The following is a 23,540-nucleotide window of genomic DNA, read 5'->3' on the forward strand; positions in this document are numbered from 1 at the left end:
CCAGTCGAACGGCGCCGGCAGCGTGCCGTAGTCCCGCGTCACGCAGCGTCCGCGAAAAGCGTGCCAGTTCCGCGGTGAATCGCATGCGGAAATAGCATAGCGAATGACGCGCAAATGAAGCATCGCCGTATCATCTTCGGCGGCAATTCTCCGACAATAGAAGAGCGCGCACATCACCACGCGAAGTCTCATCGACAGCCGGAGAAAACGTAATGAACAAACGCCAGTTCCTGACCAGCGCCACGGTGTTGGGCGCGGCGGTCGCGCCCGCATTCGGCGCAAAGCGTGAGCATGCCGAATGCGCGCCGTCTCCAGTTCTCCTGACGATCTCCGGTGCGATCAGGAACCGCAATCGCGGCGCGCTCAATCCGGCTTTCGATCAACTGCTGGCGAAGCACCAGGTGAAGTTTTCGCAAGCGTATGGGGTCGATCTGCCGTTGCTCGCGAGCATGAAGTCCGTGACGATCCATCCGACGATCGAATACGATGCGCACCTGCATACGTTCAGCGGCCCGCTGCTGACCGACGTGCTCGCGCATATCGGCGCGCCGGATGCAGGCAGCACGCAAATCGTCATGCACGCGGTCGACGGCTACGCGGTGCAGACGACGCTCGACAAGGTGCGCGAGTATCACTTCATCGTCGCGACGCAAATGGACGGCAAGCCGCTCGCGCTCGGTGGCGTGGGGCCGTTATGGGCGATCTACGACGCGGATCAGATTCCCGAACTCGCGGCCAGGCCGCTGAAGGACCGCTTCGAATTGTCGCCGTGGGGCCTGTATCACATGCAGCTCACCGAGGCGTCATAGCGCGCCGCCGAATCGCTCGACGCACGCCTGCCGCACGCGCTCGACCGAGCTAGCCCAGTCTTCCCCTGGCGCGCGCCGGAACAGACCCAGCGTGTGCGGATACCACGGCGAATCGTCGCGCTCATGCATCCAGCGCCAGTCCACATCTCTTTCGGGCAACATCACCCAGCACGGTTTGCCGAGCGATGCGACCAGATGCGCGATCGACGTATCGACGTATCGACGCAGATCACCAGATCGAGTTGCGCGACGACCGCCGCGCTGTCCGCGAAGTCCGTCACGCGCGCGCCGAGATCGAGCAGCGGCTGCGCGAGCGGCGGGGTGCGCGCTTCGTCCTCGCCCTGCCCCTTCTGCAAGCTCACGAAGTCCAGGCCCGGCACGCTCCACAGCGGCGCGAGCGTGGCGAGCGACGGCAGCGAGCGACGGCAGCGAGCGATTTGCGTCGTTATGATGCTTCGCGTTGCCCTTCCAGACCAGACCGACCCGGTGGCCGGGCGGCAGCGCGTCGAGCGTGGAGCGCCAGTATTCGATGAGCGCGGGTTCCGCGCTCAGTCGCGTGGGGCGCGGAAGCGTATCCAGCGTCGTGCGTAGATGCAGCGGCACGCTCAGCGGACTGGTCCAGCAATCGTAGGTCGCGACGCGCGTGAGCGCTCCGTGGTGGTCGAGCACCGCATCGACGCCATCCACCTTCGCGATCAGCCGATGCAACGCCGGCGCACACGCAAACGCGATATGCGCGGCCCCCAGCGCCTTCAACAGCGGAACATAGCGGCTGAATTGCAGCATGTCGCCGAGGCCGTCTGCCTGCCACAGCAGCACCGAGGTCGCGCAGCACGATGCCATGGTTGAAGTGCCCCTCGGCGTGGTCGGGGTGAATCGTGACCGCCTGCCGAAACGCCGCCTCCGCTTCGGCACGATAACCGAGCCCGTAAAGCACGTTGCCGAGTTGATAATGCGCGTTCGCGTCGAGCGGGCGCAGCGCCACCAATCGCTGATACGTCGATTTAGCGGCCGACAGGCGGCCGAGCGAACCGAATAGCGAGCCGGTCTAATCCCCCGCTATACCTGACATTACGAATGAAAGGATCGTGCGGTGATGCTAGAATCGCCCCCGTCTTTTCCTCGACGCTCATGACTCGACGCTCCCGCAACCACCTGACCGCATGGCTTGGCCTCGTCGCCATGTGGCTCGTCGTGTTCGCGCCGCTCATCAGTCAGTTGCTCGAATCGGGCCGCACTCACGAGCCGATTGCCGCGCTGTGTTCGGCGCTTCATCCGAGCGGCGCGAGCGATATCAGCAATGCGAGCGTCGTCGCTCAAGCCAGTTCCGCCACCGTGCATCTAAGCCACGACGATGCATTCGGCGCGTGCGGCTACTGTCATCTGCTCGAACATCACGTCGCGATGCCGACGCTCGCTGCCGCCGAGCCGCCGGCAGCGCTACCGCTGGCCGGCACCGCGCCGCCCACGCTGTCCACCCGCTTCACGCCACTGGGCGCGTTCCCGTCGGGACGTCCGCGCGCGCCACCTGTCGTTTCCTGATCGCTGCCGGTTCTGATCGCGCCTTCGTCGTTCACGTCGACGAAGCCTGCGATTGCCTGTTCAATGCATCGAGGAAACGTTCATGTTCAACTTCGCGCTGCGAAGGCTGTCTTTTTGCGTCCGTCGTGACGCTGTCTGTTCCGCTCATCGCGCGGTTCGTCGTTCCGTTCGCTGGCCCGCGCTCGTGCCTGCTTTCGTGCCTGCTTTTGTCGCCATACAGGCGCATGCCGCCGACGCCGACGCCGATGCGACGTTGCCCGCCGTCAGCGTCAATGCGAGCGCAAGTGCAAGCGCTACACCACGCGCCGTCGACCCGAACCTGCCCGCCACCGTCGAAACCGTCACGCGCGATCAGTTCGCGAACTGGAACGTCGTCAACACCGAGGACGTGCTCAAGTACATGCCGAACCTCGCGGTACGCAAGCGCTTCATCGGCGATCTGAATTCGATCATCGCGGTGCGCGGCACCAGCAATACGCAGAGCGCGCGCGGCCTCGTCTATGCGGACGGTTTGCTGCTCAGCAACCTGCTCGGCAATAGCTATTCGTTTCCGCCGCGCTGGTCGATGGTGTATCCCGACCAGATCCAGCAGGTCGACGTAATCTACGGGCCGTTTTCCGCGCTGTACCCCGGCAACTCTTTAGGCGCGACCGTGCTCATCAGCACGCGCATGCCGAAGCAGTTCGAGGCCAGCGCCGACGTCAAGGCATTCACGCAGCACTTCAGCCTGTTCGGCGTGAACCAGAGTTTCAACGGCAGCGAAGCGAGCGCGTCGCTCGGCGATCGGATCGGCAAGTTCTCATACCTGCTCGGCGTCAATCATCTCGAGAACACGAGTCAGCCGCTGCAATTCGCGACGCTCGCGCAATCGACCACGCCCGCGAAGGCCGGCGACACGCCCGTCACCGGCGCCCATTTCTACGACAACCAGACCGATACGCCGACGGCCGTGCTCGGCGTGAACGGCGAAGGCATCGAGCACACGGTGCAGGACCAGTTCAAGCTGAAGATGCAGTACGACTTCACGCCGACGCTGCAGGGCGGCTTCACGCTCGGCTACCGGCACCAGACCTACAACAGCGAAACCTCGACCTTCCTGCGCGACCCGGACGGCAACCCGGTCTACAGCGGCAACGTATCGATCAACGGCTACCACTACGCGATTCCGGCGGCCGCGTTTGCACCGAGTCTCGGGCACAGCGAGAACTGGCTCTACGGCGTGTCGCTGAAAACGCGCAACGCGACCGGTTGGAACGGCGAGGCAATTGCGTCGTATTACGACATCGGCAATAGCGTCGCACGCACCGCGAATGCCGGCGGCCCGGGCAATGGACCCGGCACTGTGCTGTTCGGCCACGGCACCGGGTGGAAGACGCTGGACCTGCGCGGCACCTACACGCCCGCGACGAACCAGCCGGGGCTAGCCAATCACGCACTGAGCTTCGGCTACCACTACGACAACTACTTCGTCGACAACCAGACCTACCACACGCTGGCTTGGCGCGACGGCGACGCGGCCTCGTTCGCCAACGCATTCACCGGCAAGACGCAGACGCAAGCTCTTTACGCGCAGGACGCATGGCGCTTTCTGCCGCGCTGGAAGCTCGTCTACGGCGTGCGCTATGAAGACTGGCAAGCCTACGACGGCGCACAGTCGCTGCCCGGCACGACGATTCCGTACAGCGACGCCAGCCAGCGTCACTTTTCGCCGAAGGCGTCGCTGTCGTTTGATGTCAGCGACGATCTGACTTTGCGCGCGTCGATCGGGCGCGCCTATCGCTTTCCGACCGCGAGCGAACTGTTCCAGGGGCAATTCAATGGCTCTGCGATCGTCAACAACAATCCGCATTTGCAGCCTGAAGACGATCTGTCGACAGAATTGAGCGCCGAATGGGCGCACTGGAATGGCGTGTTCCGCTTGTCGCTGTTTCAGGACGACGTAAAGAACACGATCTTCAGTCAGACCGACACCACCGTGATCCCGAACGTGACGAACTTCCAGAACATCGGCAAGGTTCGCTCGCGCGGCGTCGAAACGAGCTATTCGGGCGAGGACGTATTCGTGCGCGGACTCGATCTGCTCGCGAGCGTCGCGTACACGCAGTCGAAGATCCTCGAGAACGCTCAGAATCCGGCCTCGGTCGGCAAGTACTTTTACCGCATTCCGCTGTGGCGCGCGAATCTCGCCGCGACGTATCACTTCGACGCGCGAGCGGCGCTGACGCTCGCCGCGCGCTACTCGGGCCGTCAGTACAACACGCTGACGAATACCGACACGAACCCCAACGTGTTCGGCGGCACCAGCACCTACACGGTCGCCGACGCGAAGTTCACGTTCAAGCCGACGAAGCTCAGCGAACTCGGCATCGGCGTCGACAACCTGTTCGACGCGCGCTACTTCGTCTATCACCCGTATCCGGGCCGCACGCTTTATGTCGAAGCGAAGCTGCGTCTCTGAGCAACCCATCGCCCCATTGCCCGACGAGGATTTCATGTCCACGACTCCAACCGCCGAACCCGGACGTGCGCAGAACGGTGCGACCGCTGCCGCCACCAGCGGCCCCGCACATCCAGGCTATAGAACACTGTGGCGCTGGCATTTTTACGCGGGCCTCTTCGTGATGCCGTTTCTGCTCGTGCTCGCCATCACCGGCACGCTGTATTGCTTCCAGCCACAGATCGAGCCGCTGCTGTATCGGCAGCAGATGGTCGTCGCACCGCAAGCGGTGCCGAGACTGCCCGACAACGTGCTGCTCGCGCGAGCGCGCGCGGCGATGCCGCCCAGTTCGGTCGCGACGACCGCAGCGATCACACGCGATCCGCAACGCAGCGCCGAATTCGTGTTTCGGCTCGCGGACGGCACGCAGCAGAGCGTCTATCTGAATCCGTACAACGGCGAGGTGCTGGGCACGCTGAGCGTCGAGCGCCGCTTGATGCAGGTGGATCGCATGATTCATCGCAAGCTGCTGCTCGGCAAGCCCGGCGAGCTACTGATGGAACTGGCCGCATGCTGGACGCTCGTGATGATCGGCACCGGCATCGCGCTATGGTGGCCGCGCGGCAGAACGACCGCGCGCGCTGTGCTGCTGCCGCGCCTCGCGCTGAAGGGACGTCCGCTATGGAAAAGTCTTCACGCGGTGATGGGCATCTGGCTCGCGCTGGGCGCGCTGGCGTTCGTGTTGACCGGTCTGCCGTGGACCGGCTCGTGGGGCAAGCAGTTCAAGGCGTTTGCGACCGCGACGAAGCTGGGCGCGCCGCCGGGTGCGTGGGGCGGGTTGCCATTGCGCTCCAGCGTGCCGGGAGCGCAGCCGGATCACGCCGACCACGCGAGACGTATGAGCGAGCATGCCACGCATACCGACATGGACTCGATGCCCGGCATGGTAATGGATGACCTGCCGTTGCCGCTCACGCCGTGGGCCGCAGGCAACTCCAGCGTGCCCTCTTCCTCGGCCAGCGACGCGGCACAGCCTCTGTCGCTCGGCCATATCGTCGCGCTCGCCGCATCGCTCGGCATCACGGACGGCTACAGCATCGTGCTGCCGACCTCCGCAACCGGCGTCTACACGCTTTCCTGGTTCCCCGCGAATCCGCGAGACGAACGCACGCTGTACGTCGATCAATACAGCGGCGCGATCCTGAAGGACATCCGCTACAGCGATTACGGCGCGATCGCGAAGGCCGTGTCGTACGGCACGTCGTTGCATATGGGTCGCTACTTCGGCGTCGCGAATCAGCTACTGTGCGCGGCCATTTCGCTCGGCCTTGCCGCGCTCGCGGTGACCGGCTGCATGATGTGGTGGAAACGCCGGCCGCAACGCTCGCTCGGCGCGCCGTCGCGCGAGCGCGCCGCACCGCCGATGCGGGGCTGGAAAACCGGCCTCGTGCTGCTCGGCGTCGTGTTCCCGCTGATGGGCGCAACGCTCGTCGCGGTGTTGCTGCTCGACCGGCTGGTTTTCGGCCGCGACTCGCGACCGGAATTGACCGGAGTCGCCTGAGGCCACGGCAAGCCGCGCTCGCCCCCGCTTGCACTTCACGAGCGTTTGCGCTACATTTTGCTCGTTTATGATCGGTTTGCGCCGAAACGGAGACGAGACCTATGCAGCGAACCCGGGAAGAAGCGATCAACGGGCTACTGCCCGAGCAGCGCGAAGCGCTGATTCTGGAGCGGTTGCACACGCATGGTCGCGTGCTCGCGGCCGAGCTTGCCGCTGAGCTGCAGATCTCCGAGCACACGGTGCGCCGCCATCTGCGCGATCTCGCGGATCAGGGCTACTGCAAGCGGGTGTATGGCGGTGCGCTGCTGATGTCGCCCGCCGACAAACCCGCGGCGCTCCGGATGCACGAGGCCGTCGATCGCAAGGCACGCCTTGCCGCGGCGGCCGTATCGATCGTTCGTCCGAAGCAGATCGTGCTGCTCGACGCGGGCTCGACGAACGTCGCGATCGCGGCGTCGCTGCCCGACAACGCCGGCCTGACCGTCGTCACGAATTCGCCCGAGGCCTGCGCGCGGCTGCTGAACCGGCCGGGGATCGACGTGATATTGATCGGCGGCCGCATCGCCGGGGGCGCGGCGGGCTCACTCGGCGCGACCGCGCTGCTGCAGGTCCAGCAGATCCGCGCGGACCTGTGTTTTCTCGGCGCCTGCGCGTTCGATCCCGACGAAGGCGTCGCCGCATTCGACGCAGAGGATGCAGAACTAAAACGCGCAATGGTCAAAGCGAGCGGCCAGATCGCCATCGCGCTGACCTCGGAAAAGCTGATCACGGCGGCGCCGTTCGCGGTAGCGCCTGCCTCGTCGGTCGATCATCTGTTCGTCGAAGCGGACGTACCGGGCGCGCGTATCGCGAGCCTCGAGGCCGTCTGCGATAACGTGATGGTGGCACGCCCATGAACTCACTCGTCAGGGAACGCATCGCGACGCTCGCCGTCTTTCTCGCCAACGGTTTCGGCATCGGCGCATGGGCGGTCGAGGTGCCGCGCATCAAGGAAAGCCTCGCGCTCAGCGACACCTCGCTCGGCATTGCGCTGTTCTGCTTCGCGCTCGGCGCCATCGTCGCGATGCCGCTCGCGGGACAGCTCGCGCCGCGCGTCGGCAGCGGCCGCGCCACCGCGCTGCTCGGCGCGGCATTCGCGATCGTGTTGCCGTTGCCCGCGATCGCGCCCGGCATGCTGACGTTGTGCGTGGTGCTGTTTGCGCTCGGCGCGTCGAACGGCGCGCTCGACGTGTCGATGAACGGACATGCGAGCGCGATCGAAACACGCTGGCGCGCGCCGATCATGTCGTCGTTTCATGCCGCGTGGAGCGCGGGCGGCCTGCTTGGCGCGGCGAGCGGCGCGATGCTGCAGAAAGGCGGCGTCGGCGTCATGGGCGGGCTGCTCGTTCCCGATCTGTTCATCGCGGCCCTGATCATTTTTGCTGCATGGTTTGCGTTGCGCGATATCGGTCCGCGCGCGGCCGCCGCGTCGAGCGGATTCGCATGGCCCGACAGCGCCGTGATGAAACTGGCGCTGCTGGCGTTCATGTGCATGCTCGTGGAAGGCGCGGTGGCCGACTGGAGCGCGGTGTACCTGCGCTCCACGTTGAACCAGGAAGCGAGCATTGCCGCGATCGGCTACTCCGCGTTCGCGTTTTCGATGGCGGCCTGCCGCATCGCAGGCGATGCGTCGGTGCGACGCTTCGGCTCGAGCAAGGTCGTCGCGCTTGGCGGTCTGATCGCGTTCGCCGGACTCGCGCTTGTGCTGAGCCTGCCGACGGTGCTGACCGCGTGCGTCGGCTTCGCGATGGTCGGCATCGGTCTCGCGAATATCGTTCCGGTGATTTTCAGCGCGGCGGGCCGTTCGAGCGCGACGCCGGCGATCGGTGTGTCGATGGCGGCCACGTTTGGCTATGCGGGCTTTCTGGTCGGGCCGCCGCTGATCGGTTTCGGCGCCGGCGTGCTCGGCTTGCGCGCGGCGTTGGGTGTGCTGGTGATGGCCACGCTGATCGTGTCGCTGCTGGGCGGCAAGGCGGTGCGCGGCGCGCAACCCGCTTAGCCAGCGCTATTTCGCTTTCTTGTCGAGCACGGCAAGCGGCTTGCGAACGGGTAACGCATCGCGCCCCGCATGCTGACCCAATGGCCAGCCGAACGCGCCGAGCAGCGAGCTCGGCTGCGTGCCATCGTCGAGACCGGTGGCGGGCCACTCGTGTTTCGCGGGCACCCAGCGCGTGCCGAACACGTGATCCCACATCGGCAATAGCTGCGCGAAGTTGTGGTTGAGATGCTCGGCGCGAATCGAGTGATGCAAGCGGTGATATTGCGGATTGTTGACCCACGCGACGTAGCGGCCGAGGTCCACGCGCAAGTTCAGATGCGCGAAGTAGTTGCCGAACATGAACACGATCGACGTCGCACCGACGATCCACGGCTCGACCTTGAACAGTACGCCGACGAGCGGATAGAGCAGGCAGCCCTTGATGAGCACTTCGATCCAGTGATGCCGCAACGTGATCGTCACGTTGAAATCCACCGCGCTATGGTGCAGCGAATGCAGCTTCCACAGGATGGGCCACGTGTGCTGCAAGCGATGAAACGCGTATTCGAGGCAATCGATCGTCAGCAGTACGATCACGAACGAAGCGAGCGCGCCCCACCCGCGCGACACCAGCACCACCATGCCGCCGCCGAGCGCATTCACGATCGCGACGCTTGCGGCCGCGGTCAGCGGCTTCGTGGCTTCCACCAACGCCAGATACACGCCCGCATACGCCATGTTCAGACGCTGCCCCGCGCGCGATTGCAGCAATGCGGCTGGCCAGCGGCGCTCGAGCAACGCGCCGAGTCCCATCATGACCAGCGCGAGCGCGTAGCCTTGCAGCCACAGGCTCGCGTGGTGCAGCAATGCCGGAAACGGGCTCGACGCTAGCATGGCATCCCCTGATGCAGCGGCTGCATACCGTGTAGATGAGCGTTAGTATGATCTTCGCAGTCCGCCGGTCTGCGCGCAAGCGCCCCTTCGCCCGGGGCCGCCGCGAATTCGGCTGCGCCCGCAAGCACGGAAAAAATGGCGGGGTCATCGCTTCACGCCGTCACGATCGCGAGCGGACGATAGATACTGCCGTATCGTCCGCTCGCGTCGTCGTTGTTTGTCGACATCCGTTTGGTGGTGGCCCCGCCGTACTTCGCGTGTTGCGCCAAGCTCCCCGAGCGCGAATCGCGAAGACGTTTGCTGCCGTCGGCATTTATTCACTGCGTGAAATTCCGGCTGCAACATGTGTAGTTCTTGTGCCGGACTTATTGCAACGGCTATGCCATGCTGGGACGAAGCGTTGCCACGTATGGACGGATGCGTGCCGATGCACTTCGAAGCAGGCCTGATCGCACGCGATGCATCGGAAATGAGACGCTGCGTGAATGCTCCGACGAGTTCGTGCTGGTTCGGACACATCGTTCGACGCGCGCGGGAATACCCGAATGCGGATTGACACGCCGAGGTTTGCGACACGTACCGGGCGGAATCGCCGGCGCGCGATGCGCCGAACGAGTGCCTGGGTCATGCGGACCGACGTGTCGCAAAGTTGAGACGACAAATGGCTTACAGCAGCGCGGTCAATTGCGCGACCCGCAGCTCGAATTGCCGCAATTCATCGGCGGCAAGCGACTTCTTCTGCGGCAGATCGACCTTGAGCGGATCCTGCGGCACATCGTTGACGTGAACCTCGAAGTGCAGATGCGGCCCGGTCGTCCAACCGGACTTGCCGACATAGCCGATCACCTGATCGCGCATCACGCGGCTGCCGGCGCGCAGTCCTTTCGCGAAGTGCGACAGATGCGCGAACGTCGTCGAAAACGATGCGGGGTTCTGAATCACGACCACGTTGCCATAACCGGTCTGACGGCCGATAAAGCGGATCACGCCGCGCGCGGTCGCACGCACGGGTGTGCCGGCCGGCGCAGCAAGGTCGACACCGTCATGACTTTGCCAACGATGCACTACCGGATCGAAGCGGCGCAACGAGAAAGCCGACGACACGCGCGTGAAGTCGAGCGGATAGCGCTCGAACGTAGGCCCCGTGCTGACGTCGTCTTTCGAGTAGTAATGCGGTTGACCTTGCGGATTCTTGTGAAGGAACAGGTCGTGTGCGGTCGAGCCTCGTACGATGCGCACCGCTAACGGTTCATGCGCTGCGTCTTTGCCGTTGTCGCTACTGGTTTCGAATATGGCGCTCACGCGGTCGCCGGCTTGCAGATCGCGCGACAGATCGATCTCGTCGCGAAACGCGCTTGACAGAATCGCTGTTGTGCCCGCATCGATGCCAAGGTTCTGCGCGGCCGCCGCGAAGGTGCGCTCGACCGGCGCTTCCCTCACGGTGAATGTAGGGGCTTGCGCAGCCGGCAGCGCCGGTGCGGATGCCGACGCCGATCTCGGCGTGCGGGCAACGGCCGCCGTCGAGTCCTTGCTCAGAAGCGACACATCCGGTTCGTCGTTGCGCCCGGCGCGTTCATGAGTGACGAGATAGGCAGCGCATACCGAGCTCATTGCACATACGACAATGATTTTGCTGGCGCGCCGCGGCAAAAGACGAGCTACAGATAGAGGCATGTTCAGGAACGACTGTCGACCGTCGCATGCGCAAAAGGCACGCACGACGAGGTGGTTTCGTTGAATCAGCGTCTGCTGGCACTGCGTAAGACGCTGCATGAGGCTCGGGGCAGCCTAGGGTCGCTTTCTTAGGCCAGCCTTAAGCTGCCCCCAAATGAGCCTGCGATGCGGCGAGAGAACGAGCCGGAATATTCGGCCCGGTCGTGCGGAGGTCGGCCGGGTCAAGACAACGACGCAAGCATGTTCGACAGACGCCGGACATGGGCCTTGAATGCATCGCTCGTTTCGCGGTTCGTGGTGGGATTCAGATGCGAGCTTTCGGCGAGTTGCGCCTGCTCGTGAAAGTCGTTGGCGATTCTGCGCTTGATGTCGTCAGGCAGCGACCGCACGATGGAGACCAGCAAAGCCTCTTCGGCATGCAGCATGCCGAGAATCGAATGTGTGTCCATACGAGAACCTCCTGAGGAACATCGTCGGTGCCGGCCGGCAGTGGCGCCGGCGCTCCTCATGTTACCCCGTTGATTCCGCGTCGTTGGACGTGCGGGTTACTCGGCGATCGAATAGCGTGACCGACGGGCGCGCGGCTCTCCTACCTGACGCTCGACGCGCGGACTCGCGCCGCGGATGAACAGGACCGCGCAAAACGCGACCATGGCCCAGATGCAAAGAAAGACGGTCAACGCGCTCATGTCAGCTTTCGGAAAGTCGGGACTACGGGTTAGTACGGTTTGCTGCCGCGTTCGCGGTCAATGCAGCGTGGAGCGCTCGGGCGCACCGAACAGCAATTCATCGATCAGGGCGGTGGTGAACGTCAGCTGCGTTTCGAGCGATTGGCGTGCGGCTTGCGCGCCCGCTTCGTCGCTTCGGGCGACGGCCGCGTGTGCCTGGGTGGCGAGACGCAGAATGGCTTCGGAGCCGCGTTGCAATTCGCGCATTGCGATGTCGTCAGGACGCTGCGCCGGTTGATCCCATTCCGAGGTGGTGAGTTCCGGCAGGTCGGCGTCGAACCGGCGGGGTTTGTTGTGACGGGAAGACATCCGGGGCTCCTGACGGAAAAGCGCGATATACGCGACGGGACGAACTCAGTGTGCGCCGGCCCCCGGCGTTTCAATTCGCCGAACAGAAGCCGAATCTGAAGCTAATCCGGGGGCTTCGAGAAAAACGAGGGTTTTACCGAGCAATCAGCGCTGGCGGGCCGCAAATCCCATCGCCGGGGCGTCGGAATTTGCGGTAGCGGTAGGAAAACGTCTAACTTGTGGACGCGGAAAAGACTCGAGCGGCCTTAAGCTGCCGGAACAACGTCGATGCGCAATGCCTCGCCGCCGGCGGCAATCGCCAGCAGGTGATCGACGTTCGGATGGGCGCCCGGACGGTTGCGCGCGTCGGCCGTATGCTCGGCGAACAGCGCGAGGCCGTGTTCGGCCGCCTTCGCGTCGAGCGCGCCGAACGCGCCGCGCAGGTAGTTGTACACCGCGAGCGAGCCCTGCTTGCCCGGTTTGTTCTCGATGCTGGCGACCACGGCACCGCTGCCGTTGACCAGATCGATGCGCGCGATGCCGTCGATTGCCGGCATTCTGGCGAGATTTTCCTTGAAAACGTTGCTCGGTTCGATCATTGAAACCACTCCTTCCGTTCTAAAAATGCATGGCGGGCCGTATCTTATCCGATGGGCGGCGAGCGGGTGAATCGGCGGTCGCGGCCTGGTTTTCCCAGCGAGACGGAGGATGCGCCTGTGCCTCTTATCCGGGCCAATGCCGCGCTGGCCGCCACGGCCGCAGAAGCCGCGCAAGGCGGCGGAAAGATTGCGGTATTGTGCGCGGCCGAATCCGCGCTCGAATCCAATCGGAAACTCTTCGCGCAATATGCGGTAGAACGTTCCGCGTCAGTGGACATCATTCACGTGCCGCAAGTCTGGACACTGTTTCGCAGCGGTGAAATGGATGCATGCTTTGCGGCGATCGCATCGGCGACGAAAGATGCGTATGCGGCAGGCGCGAGCGTCGTCGCGTTTGCTCATCCGTGGATGGCTCGGGCCGCGGACCTCGCGAGCCAGGCGAGCGAAGACAAGCGGCCCCTCGATAGTGCGCGCGCGGCATTGAATACCGTTATGCGGCGGCTCAACCAGGCGTCAGTTGAAAGGCGTTGATTGATAAGCCGGCACGCGAGCAGCATTCGAACACGCCGAAAAAAAGCCCGCTTACGCGGGCAACCCTTCTCTACGCAGCATCGCCACGCGCCAACATCTTCATCCCTTCGTCGCGCCAAACGTCAAGCCCGCGACAAAATGCTTCTGCATCGCAAAGAACATCATCACCGATGGCAGCGCCGCCAGAATCGATCCCGCCGAAACAAGATTCCACGCGGTCGTCCACTGCCCTTTCAGCGCGGCTACACCGACCGTAATCGGCGCGGCGTCATCGCCTTGCGTCAGACACAGGGCCCAGAAATAGTCGTTCCACACGAACGTGAACACGAGGATCGCCAACGCAGCGAGCGCGGGTCGAATCAGCGGCAGCACGATCCTGAAGAACACGGTCCACTCGTTCGCCCCTTCGATACGCGCCGCCTCGACCAGTTCGAACGGCAGCTGCTTGATGAAGTTACGCAGAAACAGCGCGCAAAAGCCAGTCTGGAACGACACATGAAACAGAATCAGCGCGCTTACGGTATTGAACAGTCCGAGTTGCAACGACAGATCGCGCACCGGGATCATCAACACCTGGATCGGCACGAAGTTGCCCGCGACGAAGGTCGCAAACAACGTCGAATTACCGCGAAAGCGATAGATCGCCAACGCAAAGCCCGCCATCGCCGCGAGTGCGATCGAGCCCACGACCGAAGGCACCGTGATCAGCACGCTGTTCCAGAAGTAATGCAGCATCGGCGACGTCGTCAACGCCTCGCGATAATTATCGAACATCGCGAAGTGCTTCGGCCATCCCCAATAGTTGCCCTCGCTCAGTTCTTCGGTCGAACGCACGGACGTGATCAGCACCGCGATCATCGGTAGCAGCCAGATCACGAGTGCAATCGGCAACGTCAGTTTGTATGCGCGGCGCGTGGCCGGCTTACATTTGTCGATCGGAATCGGAAACATCAGCGGCTCCTTATTGCTCGGCGCGCAGCATCCGCCGCAGGTGATAGACGATGTACACGAGCATGATGCCGAACAGCACCACCGCGATCGCCGCCGAATAGCCGATGCGGTAATACTTGATTGCCTGGTCGTACATGAAATAGGCGAGCACCGTCGAGCTTTCGAACGGACCGCCGCCCGTCATCACCGAAATCAGATCGAAGCTGCGCAGCGCGCCGATGATCGTCACGACGATCGCCATGAACGTGGTGGGCCGCAACTGCGGCAGGATCACGTGCCACAGCATCGACCAGCCCTGCGCGCCTTCCATTCGCGCGGCTTCGATCTGCTCGGCGTTCAACGTGGTCAAGCCGGTCAGATAAAGAATCATGCAGTACGCGGTTTGCGGCCACAGTGCGGCGAACACGATGCCGAACGTCGCATAGCGCGGATCGCCGAGCACCGGTACGCCGTGGCCGAGCATCATCGCGAGCAGGCCGAAGGTCGGATCGTAGAACCATGAAAAGATCAGTCCGACCACGACGCCCGACAACACGAACGGCGCGAAAAACAGCGACTTGACGATCCGGATGCCGGCCACCGCCTGGTTCAGATACAGCGCGACGGCGAGCCCCATTGGCGGTGCGAGCAGGAACAGCACGAGCCAGATCAGGTTGTTCCTCAGCGCCGTATAGAACGTCGGCGTATGGACCAGCTCGATATAGTTCGCGAGGCCGATGAAGGTCGGCTCGGTCATCCCGTCCCAGTTGAAGAAGCTCAGGCGGATCGTCGAGAGAATCGGCCACACCACGTACACGGCCACCATGAAGCAGGCCGGCGCGAGAAACAGGAATGCGGCGCGCCGCTGCCGCCGCGCGGTCGGCGTCGGGCCGCGCCGGCGCGACGCGACTGGTGCGCCGCCCAGCGCACCGCCCGGTGCCGGCAAGCTCGGCCCACCGGGTTCAACAGAACCGTCGACGCTATGACGGCTGACGGAATGCGACACGATCAATCTCCCGATCCGCTGATACAACGCGATGCATCGGACAGCGGCCTTGCGGCCGCCGCCGCTCACTTCTTGTAGATACGCTGACGCGTCTGCTCGAGCTGCGCGAGGATGTCGTCGAGTTTCGACGGATCGGAGACGAACTGCTGCATCCCCTTCATCCCTTCGTCGGCCATTTCCTTTGTCATGTCACGATCGTAGAACTGCGCAATACCGCCCTTCGTATTCGACAGGATCTGGAAGCCGATCTTCGAAATCGGATCTTCCGGCTCCGGCGACTTGCTGTTCGCCGACAACGAGCCGAGTCCCTTTGCGAGTTGCGCGCCGATTTCGGGCGTCTCGACGAATGCAAGGAACGTGTGCGCATCGGCCTTATTCTTCGCTTTCGACGGAATATGCAACGATTCGACCGGTCCATCCTCGGCGGTCGGCACCTTGGAGTCGATGATCGGGAACTGGAAGTAGCCCATTTGCGGCTTCACGTTGTCCGGGAAACCCGCCGCAATGAACGTCCCCATCAGCATCATGGCGGCCTTGCCCTGGAACAGGAACGGCTGCACCGAATCGAGATCGTAGGAGAGTGAATTGTTGATGAAGTAGCCGTCGTCGATCAGCTGCTTCCACGTCGTATAGACCTTCTTCACGCGCGGATCGGTGTACGGAATCTCGCCGGCCATCAGCTTCTGATGAAACGCATTGCCGTTCAGACGCAGATCAAGGTAATCGAACCAGCCGGCCAGCGTCCAAGCATCGCGGCCCGCCACTGCGATCGGCGTAATGCCGGCAGCCTTCAGCTTTTTCGCAGCGTCGAGAAACTCGTCCCAAGTTTTCGGCTCGCCCTTGATGCCGGCCTTGTCGAACAGGTCCTTGCGATAAAACATCCCCCACGAGTAGTACACGGTCGGCGCGGCATACTGCTTGCCCTTGTACGACGATGCTTCCTTCGTCGACGCATACATGTCGTTCCAGCCGTTCTTCTGCCAGTCGCCGGTCAGATCCTCGAACAGGCCGCGCTGCGCGTAATACGCCATACGCTCGCCGTCGTGCCAGTTGACGATATCGGGCGCGACAGTCGAAAGCCAACCCGGCAACTGGACCTTGTAAGCCTCTTCGTCGATGAACGACACCTTCACGTCGATCCCGGGATGCGCCTTCTTGAACTCGTCGACCACCTGCTGCCACACCGCGCGCTGGCTCGCGCCCTTGAACGCGATGTTCATCGCGAGCGTGCTCGCCTGAGCGGTGCTGACGACCGTGGTCCCCGCGGCAACCGCGGCCAGCGCGAGCGCCACCAGAATCTTGCGTGGTTTCAGTTTCATCCTGACTGTCTCCTTCATTCCATGGTTTTTACGTCGTTGTCGCTTCTGTTTCGAATGACTGCGTGGAATTGCCTGGGCCAGACTTCAATTACGAGCGGTAGACCGCTACCCCTTGCGGCGCCACCTCCCGGGAGCCGATCACGAATGCGTCGTCGGAAATGTTGTCGAGCGTGTGGGTTCGATCGCCGTAGTTGAACACATAGGTCAGTGCGCCGCGACGGCTGAAGCGCACGCTGTCGCCGAGCGCCTGCGTTTCGAGGCCCGCTTCCTGCGCGATCCGCGCGAACAGGCGCACGGTCAATGCGTCGTCGAACAGGCTCGCGAGGTAGTGGAACACGCCGCTTCGCACGTACGCGGGATGACCGTCCGCGAAACGCGCGCGCACGTCGAATGAGGATGATGCATCGCTGTCGATGAAATCGCGCCAGTGTCGCGCGAAGCCATCGGCCGTACTGCCCTGCTGGTCCAGCATCACCGCTTCGGTCACGTTCGGCCGCATCGATTCGACGCGCCATACGCGCAGCGGCAACACCGACGTCAATGCGCCCGGCGGCAGATTCGATGGAATCCGCAGGTCGCGCGTCTTCGAGCCGGTGCGTGGGCCGAGCACGACTTGCGCGCCCGAGCGTGCGAGACGTTCCGCGAAATCGTCGGGCACGACCGGCAGCGGCGGCACGACGACGAGGCTATAGCCATCGAACGATGCATCGGCCGGCACGACATCGACGTCGAACCCGAGCGCGCGCAAAGCCGAGTAGTACTCGAACGCGAAGCGCGGATAGTGAAAATCCGCGCCCTGCGGATGAATCTCGAACAGCCACTTCGCTTCGTAGTCGTAGACAAGCGCGACTTTCGAGCGGATCGACGCATTCGCATCGGCAGTCGCGGCGAGCACCGTCTGGATTTCCGACGCCACCTGCGAGGCTTCATTGCCGCCGACGTCGAGCCGGTTATCGGGCGTATTGAGCCCCGCATGCATCTGCTCCTGCGCGAACGGCGCCTGCCGCCAGCGGAAATACGACACGCAGCCCGCGCCGTGCGCGAAAGCTTCCCAGCTCCACAGCCGCACCATGCCCGGCAGCGGCGCCGGATTCCACTGCGCCCAGTTCACCGGTCCCGGCTGCTGCTCCATCACCCACAGCGGCAGCTTCGACATGCCGCGATACACGTCGTGATTGAACGACGCGAAATCCGGATGACCGGTGCGCAACCAGCGCGCCTTGATCTCCGGCGCGAACCACTGCTCTTCGAGCGCGCCGAGCGGATAGCTGTCCCACGTCGCGACGTCGAGATCGGCCGCGACCTTGTAGTGATCGAACTCGGTGAAAAGCTGCATGAAGTTGTGCGCGACCGGCCGCCCCGGCGAATGCGAGCGAATGATCTCGACCTGCATGCGGTTGTAGCGCGCCACTTCGTCGGATGCGAAGCGCCGGTAGTCGAGCCGATGCGAAGGATGCGCCTCGGTCACGGTGCCGACCGGTGCGTCGATTTCCTCGAAGCTGCGGTACTCCATGCTCCAGAACACCGTGCCCCATGCTTCGTTCAACGCCTGGATCGTGCGATAACGCGCCTTCAGCCACTCGCGAAAGCGCGTGACCGCGGCCGGCGAATAGCTGACCACCGTGTAATGACAGCCGAATTCGTTATCGGTCTGCCAGAAAGCGACCGCCGGATGCTTGCCGTAGCGCTCGGCCACCGCCGTGCAGATACGGCGCGACGCGTCGAAATACACGGGTGACGAGAAGTCGTAATGACGCCGCGAGCCAAACGCGCGTGGGCGTCCATCGGCGCCGACCGGCAGGATATCCGGATGACGATCGATCAGCCACTTCGGCGGCGTCGCCGTCGGCGTACACATGACGACCTTCAGGCCAGCCGCGCCGAGCACGTCGACGGCGCGATCGAGCCAGCCCCAATCGTATTCGCCGGGCGCCGGCTCGATCCGGCTCCACGCGAATTCTCCAATCCGCACCTGCTCGATGCCGAGCGCTTTCATCCGGCGCGCGTCGTCTTTCCACATCGACTCGGGCCAGTGCTCCGGGTAATAACAGACTCCTAAACGCATCCCTGTGTCCCCAATGTTCTTCAAGCGTAGTGTTCGACGGATTCGAGCGACGCGGCCGCGAAGCCGTCCTCGGTAAACAGATGAGAGGCGGTACGCGGCACCCGCAGGTTTGCGCGATCGCCCGGAGCGAGGCGCGTGTTGCCCGGCGCCTTGGCGATCAGCACGGCCCCGCCGGGTTGATCGAGGTGCACGTAGCTGTGTTCGCCAAGCTGCTCGACGAGCGATACGGTGCGCGCGAGCACGCCGTCTTGCGACGCGGCCGATGCATCGACGAACTCCAGATGCTCGGGACGCACGCCAAGCGTGACCGGCTGCGCTGACTGCAAGCCCGCGCTGCTGACCGGCACGCGCACGTTCTCGCCGGTGTGATCGAGCGTGACGAGCACGCCTTGCGCATCGAGCGAGGCCACCCTGCCCGGCAGGAAATTCATTCGCGGGGAGCCGATAAAGCCGGCCACGAAGCGGCTTTTCGGGCGGTGATACAACTCGAGCGGCGCGCCGATCTGCGCGATGCTGCCGTAGCGCTCGGTGTCTTTGCCCGAATGCAGCAGCACGATCTTGTCGGCGAGCGTCATCGCTTCGATCTGATCGTGCGTCACGTAGACCACGCTCGCCTTCGCGAACTGCTTATGCAGGCGTGCGATCTCGACGCGCGTTTGTCCGCGCAAGGTTGCATCGAGATTGGACAGCGGTTCGTCGAACAGAAACACGCCGGGCTCGCGCACGATCGCGCGGCCGATCGCGACGCGCTGCCGCTGCCCGCCCGACAGCGCCTTCGGCTTGCGCTCGAGCAGTGCCTCGAGTTGCAGGATGCGCGCAGCTTCACGCACCTTGCGCTCGATTTCATCCTTCGGGGTCTTCGCGAGTTTCAGGCCGAACGCCATGTTCTCGAACACGCTCATGTGCGGAAACAGCGCATAGCTCTGGAACACCATCGCGACGCCGCGTTGCGCGGCCGGCACGTCGTTGACGATCTTCCCGCCGATCGACAGGTCGCCGTCGGTTACATCCTCCAGTCCGGCGATCATGCGCAGCAGCGTGGACTTGCCGCAGCCCGACGGGCCGAGAAACACGCAGAACTCGTTTTCGCCGATGTCCAGATCGACGTTGCGAATCACTGGCGCACCGTCGCCATACGCCTTCTGCACGCCTCGTAACGAAATGCTCGCCATTGCATCGACTCCGTGATTTAATCGGCGCGAAGTCGGAGATTAAGCGCTTAATCAGCGCGACCGAAAAATCGATCGCAAGGCGATCGTTGGGTCTGTCTCCGATATCGTTTTGTACTTGGTTCGAGGGCAGATGTTGCCGCGCCTCGCGGCGCGATGCAAATGCCGGACAGCCATCCCAAATACTGACCTTACCATGCCTACACTCAGCGAAGTCGCGCGTCATGCCGGCGTTACGCCAGCCACGGTGTCCAACGTGCTGCGCAATCGCGGCCGCGTCGGCGAAACGACCCGGCAACGCGTGCTCGATGCAGTCGCGACGCTCGGCTATCGCCCGCATCTTGCCGCGCGCGCGCTTGCCGAAGGCCGCGCGCCGACGCTTGCGCTGATGGTGTCGAGCATCGCGAATCCGTTCTATCCGGAGTTCGCGCTCGCGGTCGAACGCGCCGCGCGCGCGAGCGGCCACTTCGTGATCATCTGCAATACGAACGAGGATCCGCTGACTGGCCGCGCGTATCTCGACCAGATCGCCGGCACCTTGTCCGAAGGTGTGCTCGTGACCAACGCGAACCTCGATTTCGCCGATCTGCACAAGACCGAAGCGCGCGGCACGCCGGTCGTGCTGTGCATGTGGGAGCGGCCCAGCGAGCCGCCCGGGTTGCCGTGCGTCGCGGTCGATTTCCGGCTGGCCGGCAAACTGGCCGCCGAGCACCTGCTCGAACTCGGGCATCGGCGCATTGGTGCGATCGTCGGCAGCAAGGCCTCGGGTATTCACGCGACGCGCTACGAAGGTTTCGTCGACGCATTGCGCGCAGCCGGCGTGACGAAGAACCGCGTGCGGCATGGCCTCGACACGATCCACGGCGGCTACATTGCGGCGCGCGCGCTGCTCGAAGCCGATCCGCAACTAAGCGCGATCTTCGTGACCAACGACCTGCCCGCGCTCGGCGCAATGCACGCGGCGGCGGACCTCGGCCTGCGCGTGCCGCACGATCTGTCGGTGATCGGCATCACCGACATCCAGCTCGCGCGCGAGTCGCGTCCCGCGCTGACGACGGTGGCGGTACCGACGGTCGAGGTCGCAGGACTTGCAGTGGAACTGCTGCGCGAACTGATCGAGACATCGTACGGACAAGCCGGACGCGCCGTAGGGGATGTGCCGGCGAACGTGCCGATGCGGATTTCGTCCGAGCCGAAACTGGTCGTGCGCGCATCGACGGCCGCGCCCCGCTCGCGTTGATGTGGCAGTAGCAGCCGCGACGCAACGTTGCGGCCGACGAGGTTCGGCCATCAACTCGCGTGACGCGGCACGCGCGCACCGACCGCCAACGCAATGCAGGCCAATACCGCGGACACCGCCGCGAACGCGACGTTCGCCCACAAATGCCCGACCCGGGTCGACAGCAGCGCTATGCCGACCGCCGGCAACGAGTTGCCGGTGTAACAGCACAGCAGATACGCCGATAGCAATTCGGCGCGTTGGTCCGCGGGCGCGATCCGGTTGACCTCCTGCAGACTGCCGCGAAACCCGAGCGCGGCTGCGATGCCACACAACGCCGTCGCCGCGCTCAGCACTACGATCGACGCGGCGACCTGCGCCCACAGCAGCAACGCCAGACTCGGAGGCAGCAGCCACAGACCGGCGAACATCGCGGTGCGGGCGGCGAGTTTCGACGTGACCATCACCGTGATCGTGCTCGCGGCGAACAGTTCGGCGACGAGCGCCCCGCTCAGCGCGGGACTGTGCAGATGCATGCTGTTCGCGATCAGATTGGGCAACAGCGCCGCGAAAAAGCCGAGCAGCGCGAAGGTCGCGAATGCGGTGACGGCAGGCACGACGAATGCCACGCGCAATCGCGCGGGTACGCCGATGCGTGGCGCGAACGCCACCTGTGCAAACGTCCGGGCACGCTCCTGCACGGTTTCGCATGCGAGCGCCGCCAACGCCGCGGTGACCAGAAGCGCCAACAGATAAACGACGAACACCGTGTGCAACGGCCAGGGCGCGAATTGCGCGAGCAGTCCGGTCAGCAGCGGCCCGACTCCGAGCCCGGCCACATTGACCGCCGCGGCAAGACGGCTGGCGGGCGCCTTATCGGCGCCGGCGTGCAATTCCGCGATCCACGCGGTCGCCGTGGCGGCACCCACGCCGATCGCAAGTCCGCTTGCCGCTCGGGCGACGAACAGCCACGTCGCATGCGTGGCGAATAGAAAGCACATCGTGCTCACGATCGCGGCTGCCAGCACCAGCAGAGTGACCGATCGACGGCCGGCCTGGTCGGATACGCGGCCGAATAAAAACAACGCGCCGAGATTGCCGATCACGTAGGTCGCGTACACGAGCGTGATCGTCAGTTCGGATAAGCCGAACCGACGTTGATAGAGGGGATAAAGCGGCGTGACCATCGTGCTGCCCGCGTACAGAACGCCGATCACGAGCGCGGCGGCGATCAACGATTCGCGGGAGCCGAGTCGTCGCTGCCACCAATGCGAAGACATGGGTCTCTCCGACAGGTTCACGTCCTGTCGACGCGAGCAAGTGCTGTTCCGCCGCGACCTCGCCTCTCGATTCAGCGAACACCGAAAAAGCGCCTTACGCGCCGCGAAGAGCGTTTAAAGGCCATCGTTCAGGCTTCAAATAGCTTTCAGTCGATCCAGGACTTTCCCGAAGCCCAGACGCGCTACTCCGCGCCGCAACACTCGCTCAAAGCCTTACCACGCAAGGCTCACAGCCTGCACGCGGTGCGCCGCGCGGCAATTTTCCGCTTTCACATCTCCTTGACGATCGGCTGCGCGCCTGCTGTACTAAATCAACCAAAGTGATTTAGGCGATCTCCTTCGGATCACATCGAATCGAAGCGTCATCGCCGAACGTCGAGCTCGCAACTTTGCAGTTTCGATCTATCAGCAGTCTCACACGTCGTTGCCAATAACCGGAGGAGCGTCTCATGAATCTGAATTCCCACAGGCGTCCTGTCGCCAGGACAATCGTGTCGATGTGCGCCGCCGCAGCAGCGCTGTGGTGCGCGAGCGCGAGTCAGGCCGCCGACCAGCCCGTCATCGGCCTGATCACGAAAACCGATACGAACCCGTTCTTCGTCAAGATGCGCCAGGGCGCGGACGCGGCCGCGTCGAAAGACGGCGCCAGACTGATCACAGCCGCCGGCAAGTTCGACGGCGACAACGCGAGCCAGGTCACCGCGATCGAAAACATGATGACGGCCGGCGCGAAAGCGATCCTGATCACGCCGAGCGACACCAAGGCGATCGTGCCGAGCATCAAGAAAGCGCGCGCGGCCGGCGTGATGGTCGTCGCGCTCGATACGCCGACCGACCCGCAGGACGCGACCGACGCCCTCTTCGCGACCGACAACTTCAAGGCAGGCGTGCTGATCGGCAAATATGCGAAGGCCGCGCTGAACGGCAAGCCCGCGAAGATCGCGACGCTCGACCTCGCGCCGGGCGTGTCGGTCGGCGTGCTGCGTCACAACGGCTTCCTCGAAGGCTTCGGCGTCAAGGAAGGCGATGCGTCGATCGTCTGCAGCCAGGACACGCGCGGCGATCAGGCGAAAGGCCAGACCGCGATGGAAAACTGCCTGCAAAAAGCGCCCGATATCAACGTGGTCTACACGATCAACGAACCGGCCGCGGCCGGCGCGTATCGCGCGCTGAAGGCAGCGGGCAAGGACAAGGGCGTGATGATCGTGTCGATCGACGGCGGATGCGAAGGCGTGCGCAACGTGAAGGCCGGCGCGATCGCGGCGACCTCGCAGCAGTATCCGCTGAAGATGGCCTCGCTCGGCGTCACCGCCGGCGTCGATTACGCGAAGACCGGCAAGAAAGTCTCCGGGTATCAGGACACCGGCGTCACGCTGATCACCGATAAACCGATGTCCGGCGTCGATAGCAAGGACACGAAGTTCGGCCTCGATAACTGCTGGGGCAAGTAACACGCATGCACAGCGGCCCGT

The 23,540-nt window shown here is 63.8% G+C and carries 20 protein-coding genes and 2 pseudogenes; 9 read left to right on the forward strand and 13 right to left on the reverse strand.

What is annotated here, in order from left to right:
* Window positions 1-212 precede the first annotated feature (212 nt).
* The gene (locus ACLFKU_RS13650; RefSeq protein ID WP_410849441.1) at window positions 213-809 is read left to right on the forward strand and encodes a molybdopterin-dependent oxidoreductase; all 597 of its coding nucleotides are present in this window, start codon (window positions 213-215) and stop codon (window positions 807-809) included.
* On the opposite strand, the pseudogene ACLFKU_RS13655 reads toward ACLFKU_RS13650, so the two are convergent.
* Window positions 804-1,854: pseudogene (locus ACLFKU_RS13655) on the reverse strand (tetratricopeptide repeat protein); the annotation flags it as partial. The gene ACLFKU_RS13650 and the pseudogene ACLFKU_RS13655 sit on opposite strands and share 6 nt — an antisense overlap.
* 86 nt (window positions 1,855-1,940) lie before the next feature.
* Here ACLFKU_RS13655 and ACLFKU_RS13660 point away from each other — a divergent pair.
* From ACLFKU_RS13660 to ACLFKU_RS13680, 5 genes are all read left to right on the forward strand, one after another.
* Window positions 1,941-2,351 (forward strand): DUF2946 domain-containing protein, encoded by a 411-nt coding sequence (locus tag ACLFKU_RS13660; protein ID WP_410849442.1) that lies wholly within the window; start codon window positions 1,941-1,943, stop codon window positions 2,349-2,351.
* A gap of 82 nt (window positions 2,352-2,433) precedes the next feature.
* On the forward strand, window positions 2,434-4,809 hold the full coding sequence (locus tag ACLFKU_RS13665; protein WP_410849443.1) for a TonB-dependent receptor: 2,376 nt from the start codon (window positions 2,434-2,436) through the stop codon (window positions 4,807-4,809).
* Window positions 4,810-4,843: 34 nt separating this feature from the next.
* Complete coding sequence (locus ACLFKU_RS13670; protein WP_410849444.1) at window positions 4,844-6,349, forward strand: PepSY-associated TM helix domain-containing protein; 1,506 nt, start codon at window positions 4,844-4,846, stop codon at window positions 6,347-6,349.
* Window positions 6,350-6,450: 101 nt separating this feature from the next.
* Window positions 6,451-7,245 (forward strand): DeoR/GlpR family DNA-binding transcription regulator, encoded by a 795-nt coding sequence (locus ACLFKU_RS13675; RefSeq protein WP_410849445.1) that lies wholly within the window; start codon window positions 6,451-6,453, stop codon window positions 7,243-7,245.
* Window positions 7,242-8,387: an MFS transporter gene (locus ACLFKU_RS13680; RefSeq protein ID WP_410849446.1), complete on the forward strand. Its 1,146-nt coding sequence runs from the start codon at window positions 7,242-7,244 to the stop codon at window positions 8,385-8,387. Before ACLFKU_RS13675 ends, ACLFKU_RS13680 begins: the two co-directional genes overlap by 4 nt.
* A 183-nt stretch (window positions 8,388-8,570) precedes the next feature.
* Here ACLFKU_RS13680 and ACLFKU_RS13685 read toward each other — a convergent pair.
* The 6 genes and pseudogenes from ACLFKU_RS13685 to ACLFKU_RS13710 all read right to left on the reverse strand — a co-directional run.
* Window positions 8,571-9,260, reverse strand: a pseudogene (locus tag ACLFKU_RS13685) (sterol desaturase family protein); the annotation flags it as partial.
* 666 nt (window positions 9,261-9,926) lie between these two features.
* Complete coding sequence (locus ACLFKU_RS13690; protein ID WP_410849447.1) at window positions 9,927-10,871, reverse strand: peptidoglycan DD-metalloendopeptidase family protein; 945 nt, start codon at window positions 10,869-10,871, stop codon at window positions 9,927-9,929.
* Window positions 10,872-11,155: 284 nt separating this feature from the next.
* On the reverse strand, window positions 11,156-11,383 hold the full coding sequence (locus ACLFKU_RS13695) for a hypothetical protein (RefSeq protein WP_013092139.1): 228 nt from the start codon (window positions 11,381-11,383) through the stop codon (window positions 11,156-11,158).
* 96 nt (window positions 11,384-11,479) lie between these two features.
* On the reverse strand, window positions 11,480-11,623 hold the full coding sequence (locus ACLFKU_RS13700; RefSeq protein ID WP_368582373.1) for a hypothetical protein: 144 nt from the start codon (window positions 11,621-11,623) through the stop codon (window positions 11,480-11,482).
* Window positions 11,624-11,680: 57 nt separating this feature from the next.
* Entirely contained in the window at window positions 11,681-11,971 is a 291-nt protein-coding gene (locus tag ACLFKU_RS13705) for a hypothetical protein (protein WP_368582372.1), read from the reverse strand.
* A gap of 245 nt (window positions 11,972-12,216) precedes the next feature.
* Window positions 12,217-12,549, reverse strand: coding sequence for a DUF2322 family protein (locus ACLFKU_RS13710; RefSeq protein WP_368582371.1), 333 nt, complete (start codon window positions 12,547-12,549; stop codon window positions 12,217-12,219).
* Between the two features lie 51 nt (window positions 12,550-12,600).
* Here ACLFKU_RS13710 and ACLFKU_RS13715 point away from each other — a divergent pair, with 51 nt between their 5' ends.
* Window positions 12,601-13,080: a hypothetical protein gene (locus tag ACLFKU_RS13715; protein WP_410849448.1), complete on the forward strand. Its 480-nt coding sequence runs from the start codon at window positions 12,601-12,603 to the stop codon at window positions 13,078-13,080.
* Between the two features lie 99 nt (window positions 13,081-13,179).
* Here ACLFKU_RS13715 and ACLFKU_RS13720 read toward each other — a convergent pair whose 3' ends face one another.
* From ACLFKU_RS13720 to ACLFKU_RS13740, 5 genes are all read right to left on the reverse strand, one after another.
* The gene (locus tag ACLFKU_RS13720) at window positions 13,180-14,031 is read right to left on the reverse strand and encodes a carbohydrate ABC transporter permease (RefSeq protein WP_410849449.1); all 852 of its coding nucleotides are present in this window, start codon (window positions 14,029-14,031) and stop codon (window positions 13,180-13,182) included.
* A 10-nt stretch (window positions 14,032-14,041) separates the two neighbouring features.
* The gene (locus ACLFKU_RS13725) at window positions 14,042-15,016 is read right to left on the reverse strand and encodes a carbohydrate ABC transporter permease (RefSeq protein WP_368582369.1); all 975 of its coding nucleotides are present in this window, start codon (window positions 15,014-15,016) and stop codon (window positions 14,042-14,044) included.
* A 65-nt stretch (window positions 15,017-15,081) separates the two neighbouring features.
* Complete coding sequence (locus ACLFKU_RS13730) at window positions 15,082-16,335, reverse strand: ABC transporter substrate-binding protein (RefSeq protein WP_368582368.1); 1,254 nt, start codon at window positions 16,333-16,335, stop codon at window positions 15,082-15,084.
* Window positions 16,336-16,423: 88 nt separating this feature from the next.
* Window positions 16,424-18,400 carry a beta-galactosidase gene (locus tag ACLFKU_RS13735; RefSeq protein ID WP_410849450.1) on the reverse strand — a complete coding sequence of 659 codons (1,977 nt, stop codon included), beginning with the start codon at window positions 18,398-18,400 and terminating at the stop codon, window positions 16,424-16,426.
* A 20-nt stretch (window positions 18,401-18,420) separates the two neighbouring features.
* The gene (locus tag ACLFKU_RS13740) at window positions 18,421-19,572 is read right to left on the reverse strand and encodes an ABC transporter ATP-binding protein (RefSeq protein ID WP_410849451.1); all 1,152 of its coding nucleotides are present in this window, start codon (window positions 19,570-19,572) and stop codon (window positions 18,421-18,423) included.
* Window positions 19,573-19,765: 193 nt separating this feature from the next.
* On the opposite strand from ACLFKU_RS13740, the gene ACLFKU_RS13745 reads away from it, so the two are divergent.
* On the forward strand, window positions 19,766-20,809 hold the full coding sequence (locus ACLFKU_RS13745) for a LacI family DNA-binding transcriptional regulator (RefSeq protein WP_410849452.1): 1,044 nt from the start codon (window positions 19,766-19,768) through the stop codon (window positions 20,807-20,809).
* 50 nt (window positions 20,810-20,859) lie between these two features.
* On the opposite strand, the gene ACLFKU_RS13750 is transcribed toward ACLFKU_RS13745, so the two are convergent.
* On the reverse strand, window positions 20,860-22,068 hold the full coding sequence (locus ACLFKU_RS13750) for an MFS transporter (RefSeq protein ID WP_410849453.1): 1,209 nt from the start codon (window positions 22,066-22,068) through the stop codon (window positions 20,860-20,862).
* Window positions 22,069-22,517: 449 nt separating this feature from the next.
* Between ACLFKU_RS13750 and ACLFKU_RS13755 the strand changes: the two genes are divergently transcribed.
* A complete protein-coding gene (locus ACLFKU_RS13755) occupies window positions 22,518-23,519 on the forward strand; it encodes a sugar ABC transporter substrate-binding protein (protein ID WP_410849454.1) in 1,002 nt (333 codons plus the stop codon).
* Window positions 23,520-23,540: the final 21 nt, after the last annotated feature.

The organism is Paraburkholderia sp. EG304, assembly GCF_046543485.1.
Taxonomy (GTDB): Bacteria; Pseudomonadota; Gammaproteobacteria; order Burkholderiales; family Burkholderiaceae; genus Paraburkholderia; species Paraburkholderia youngii.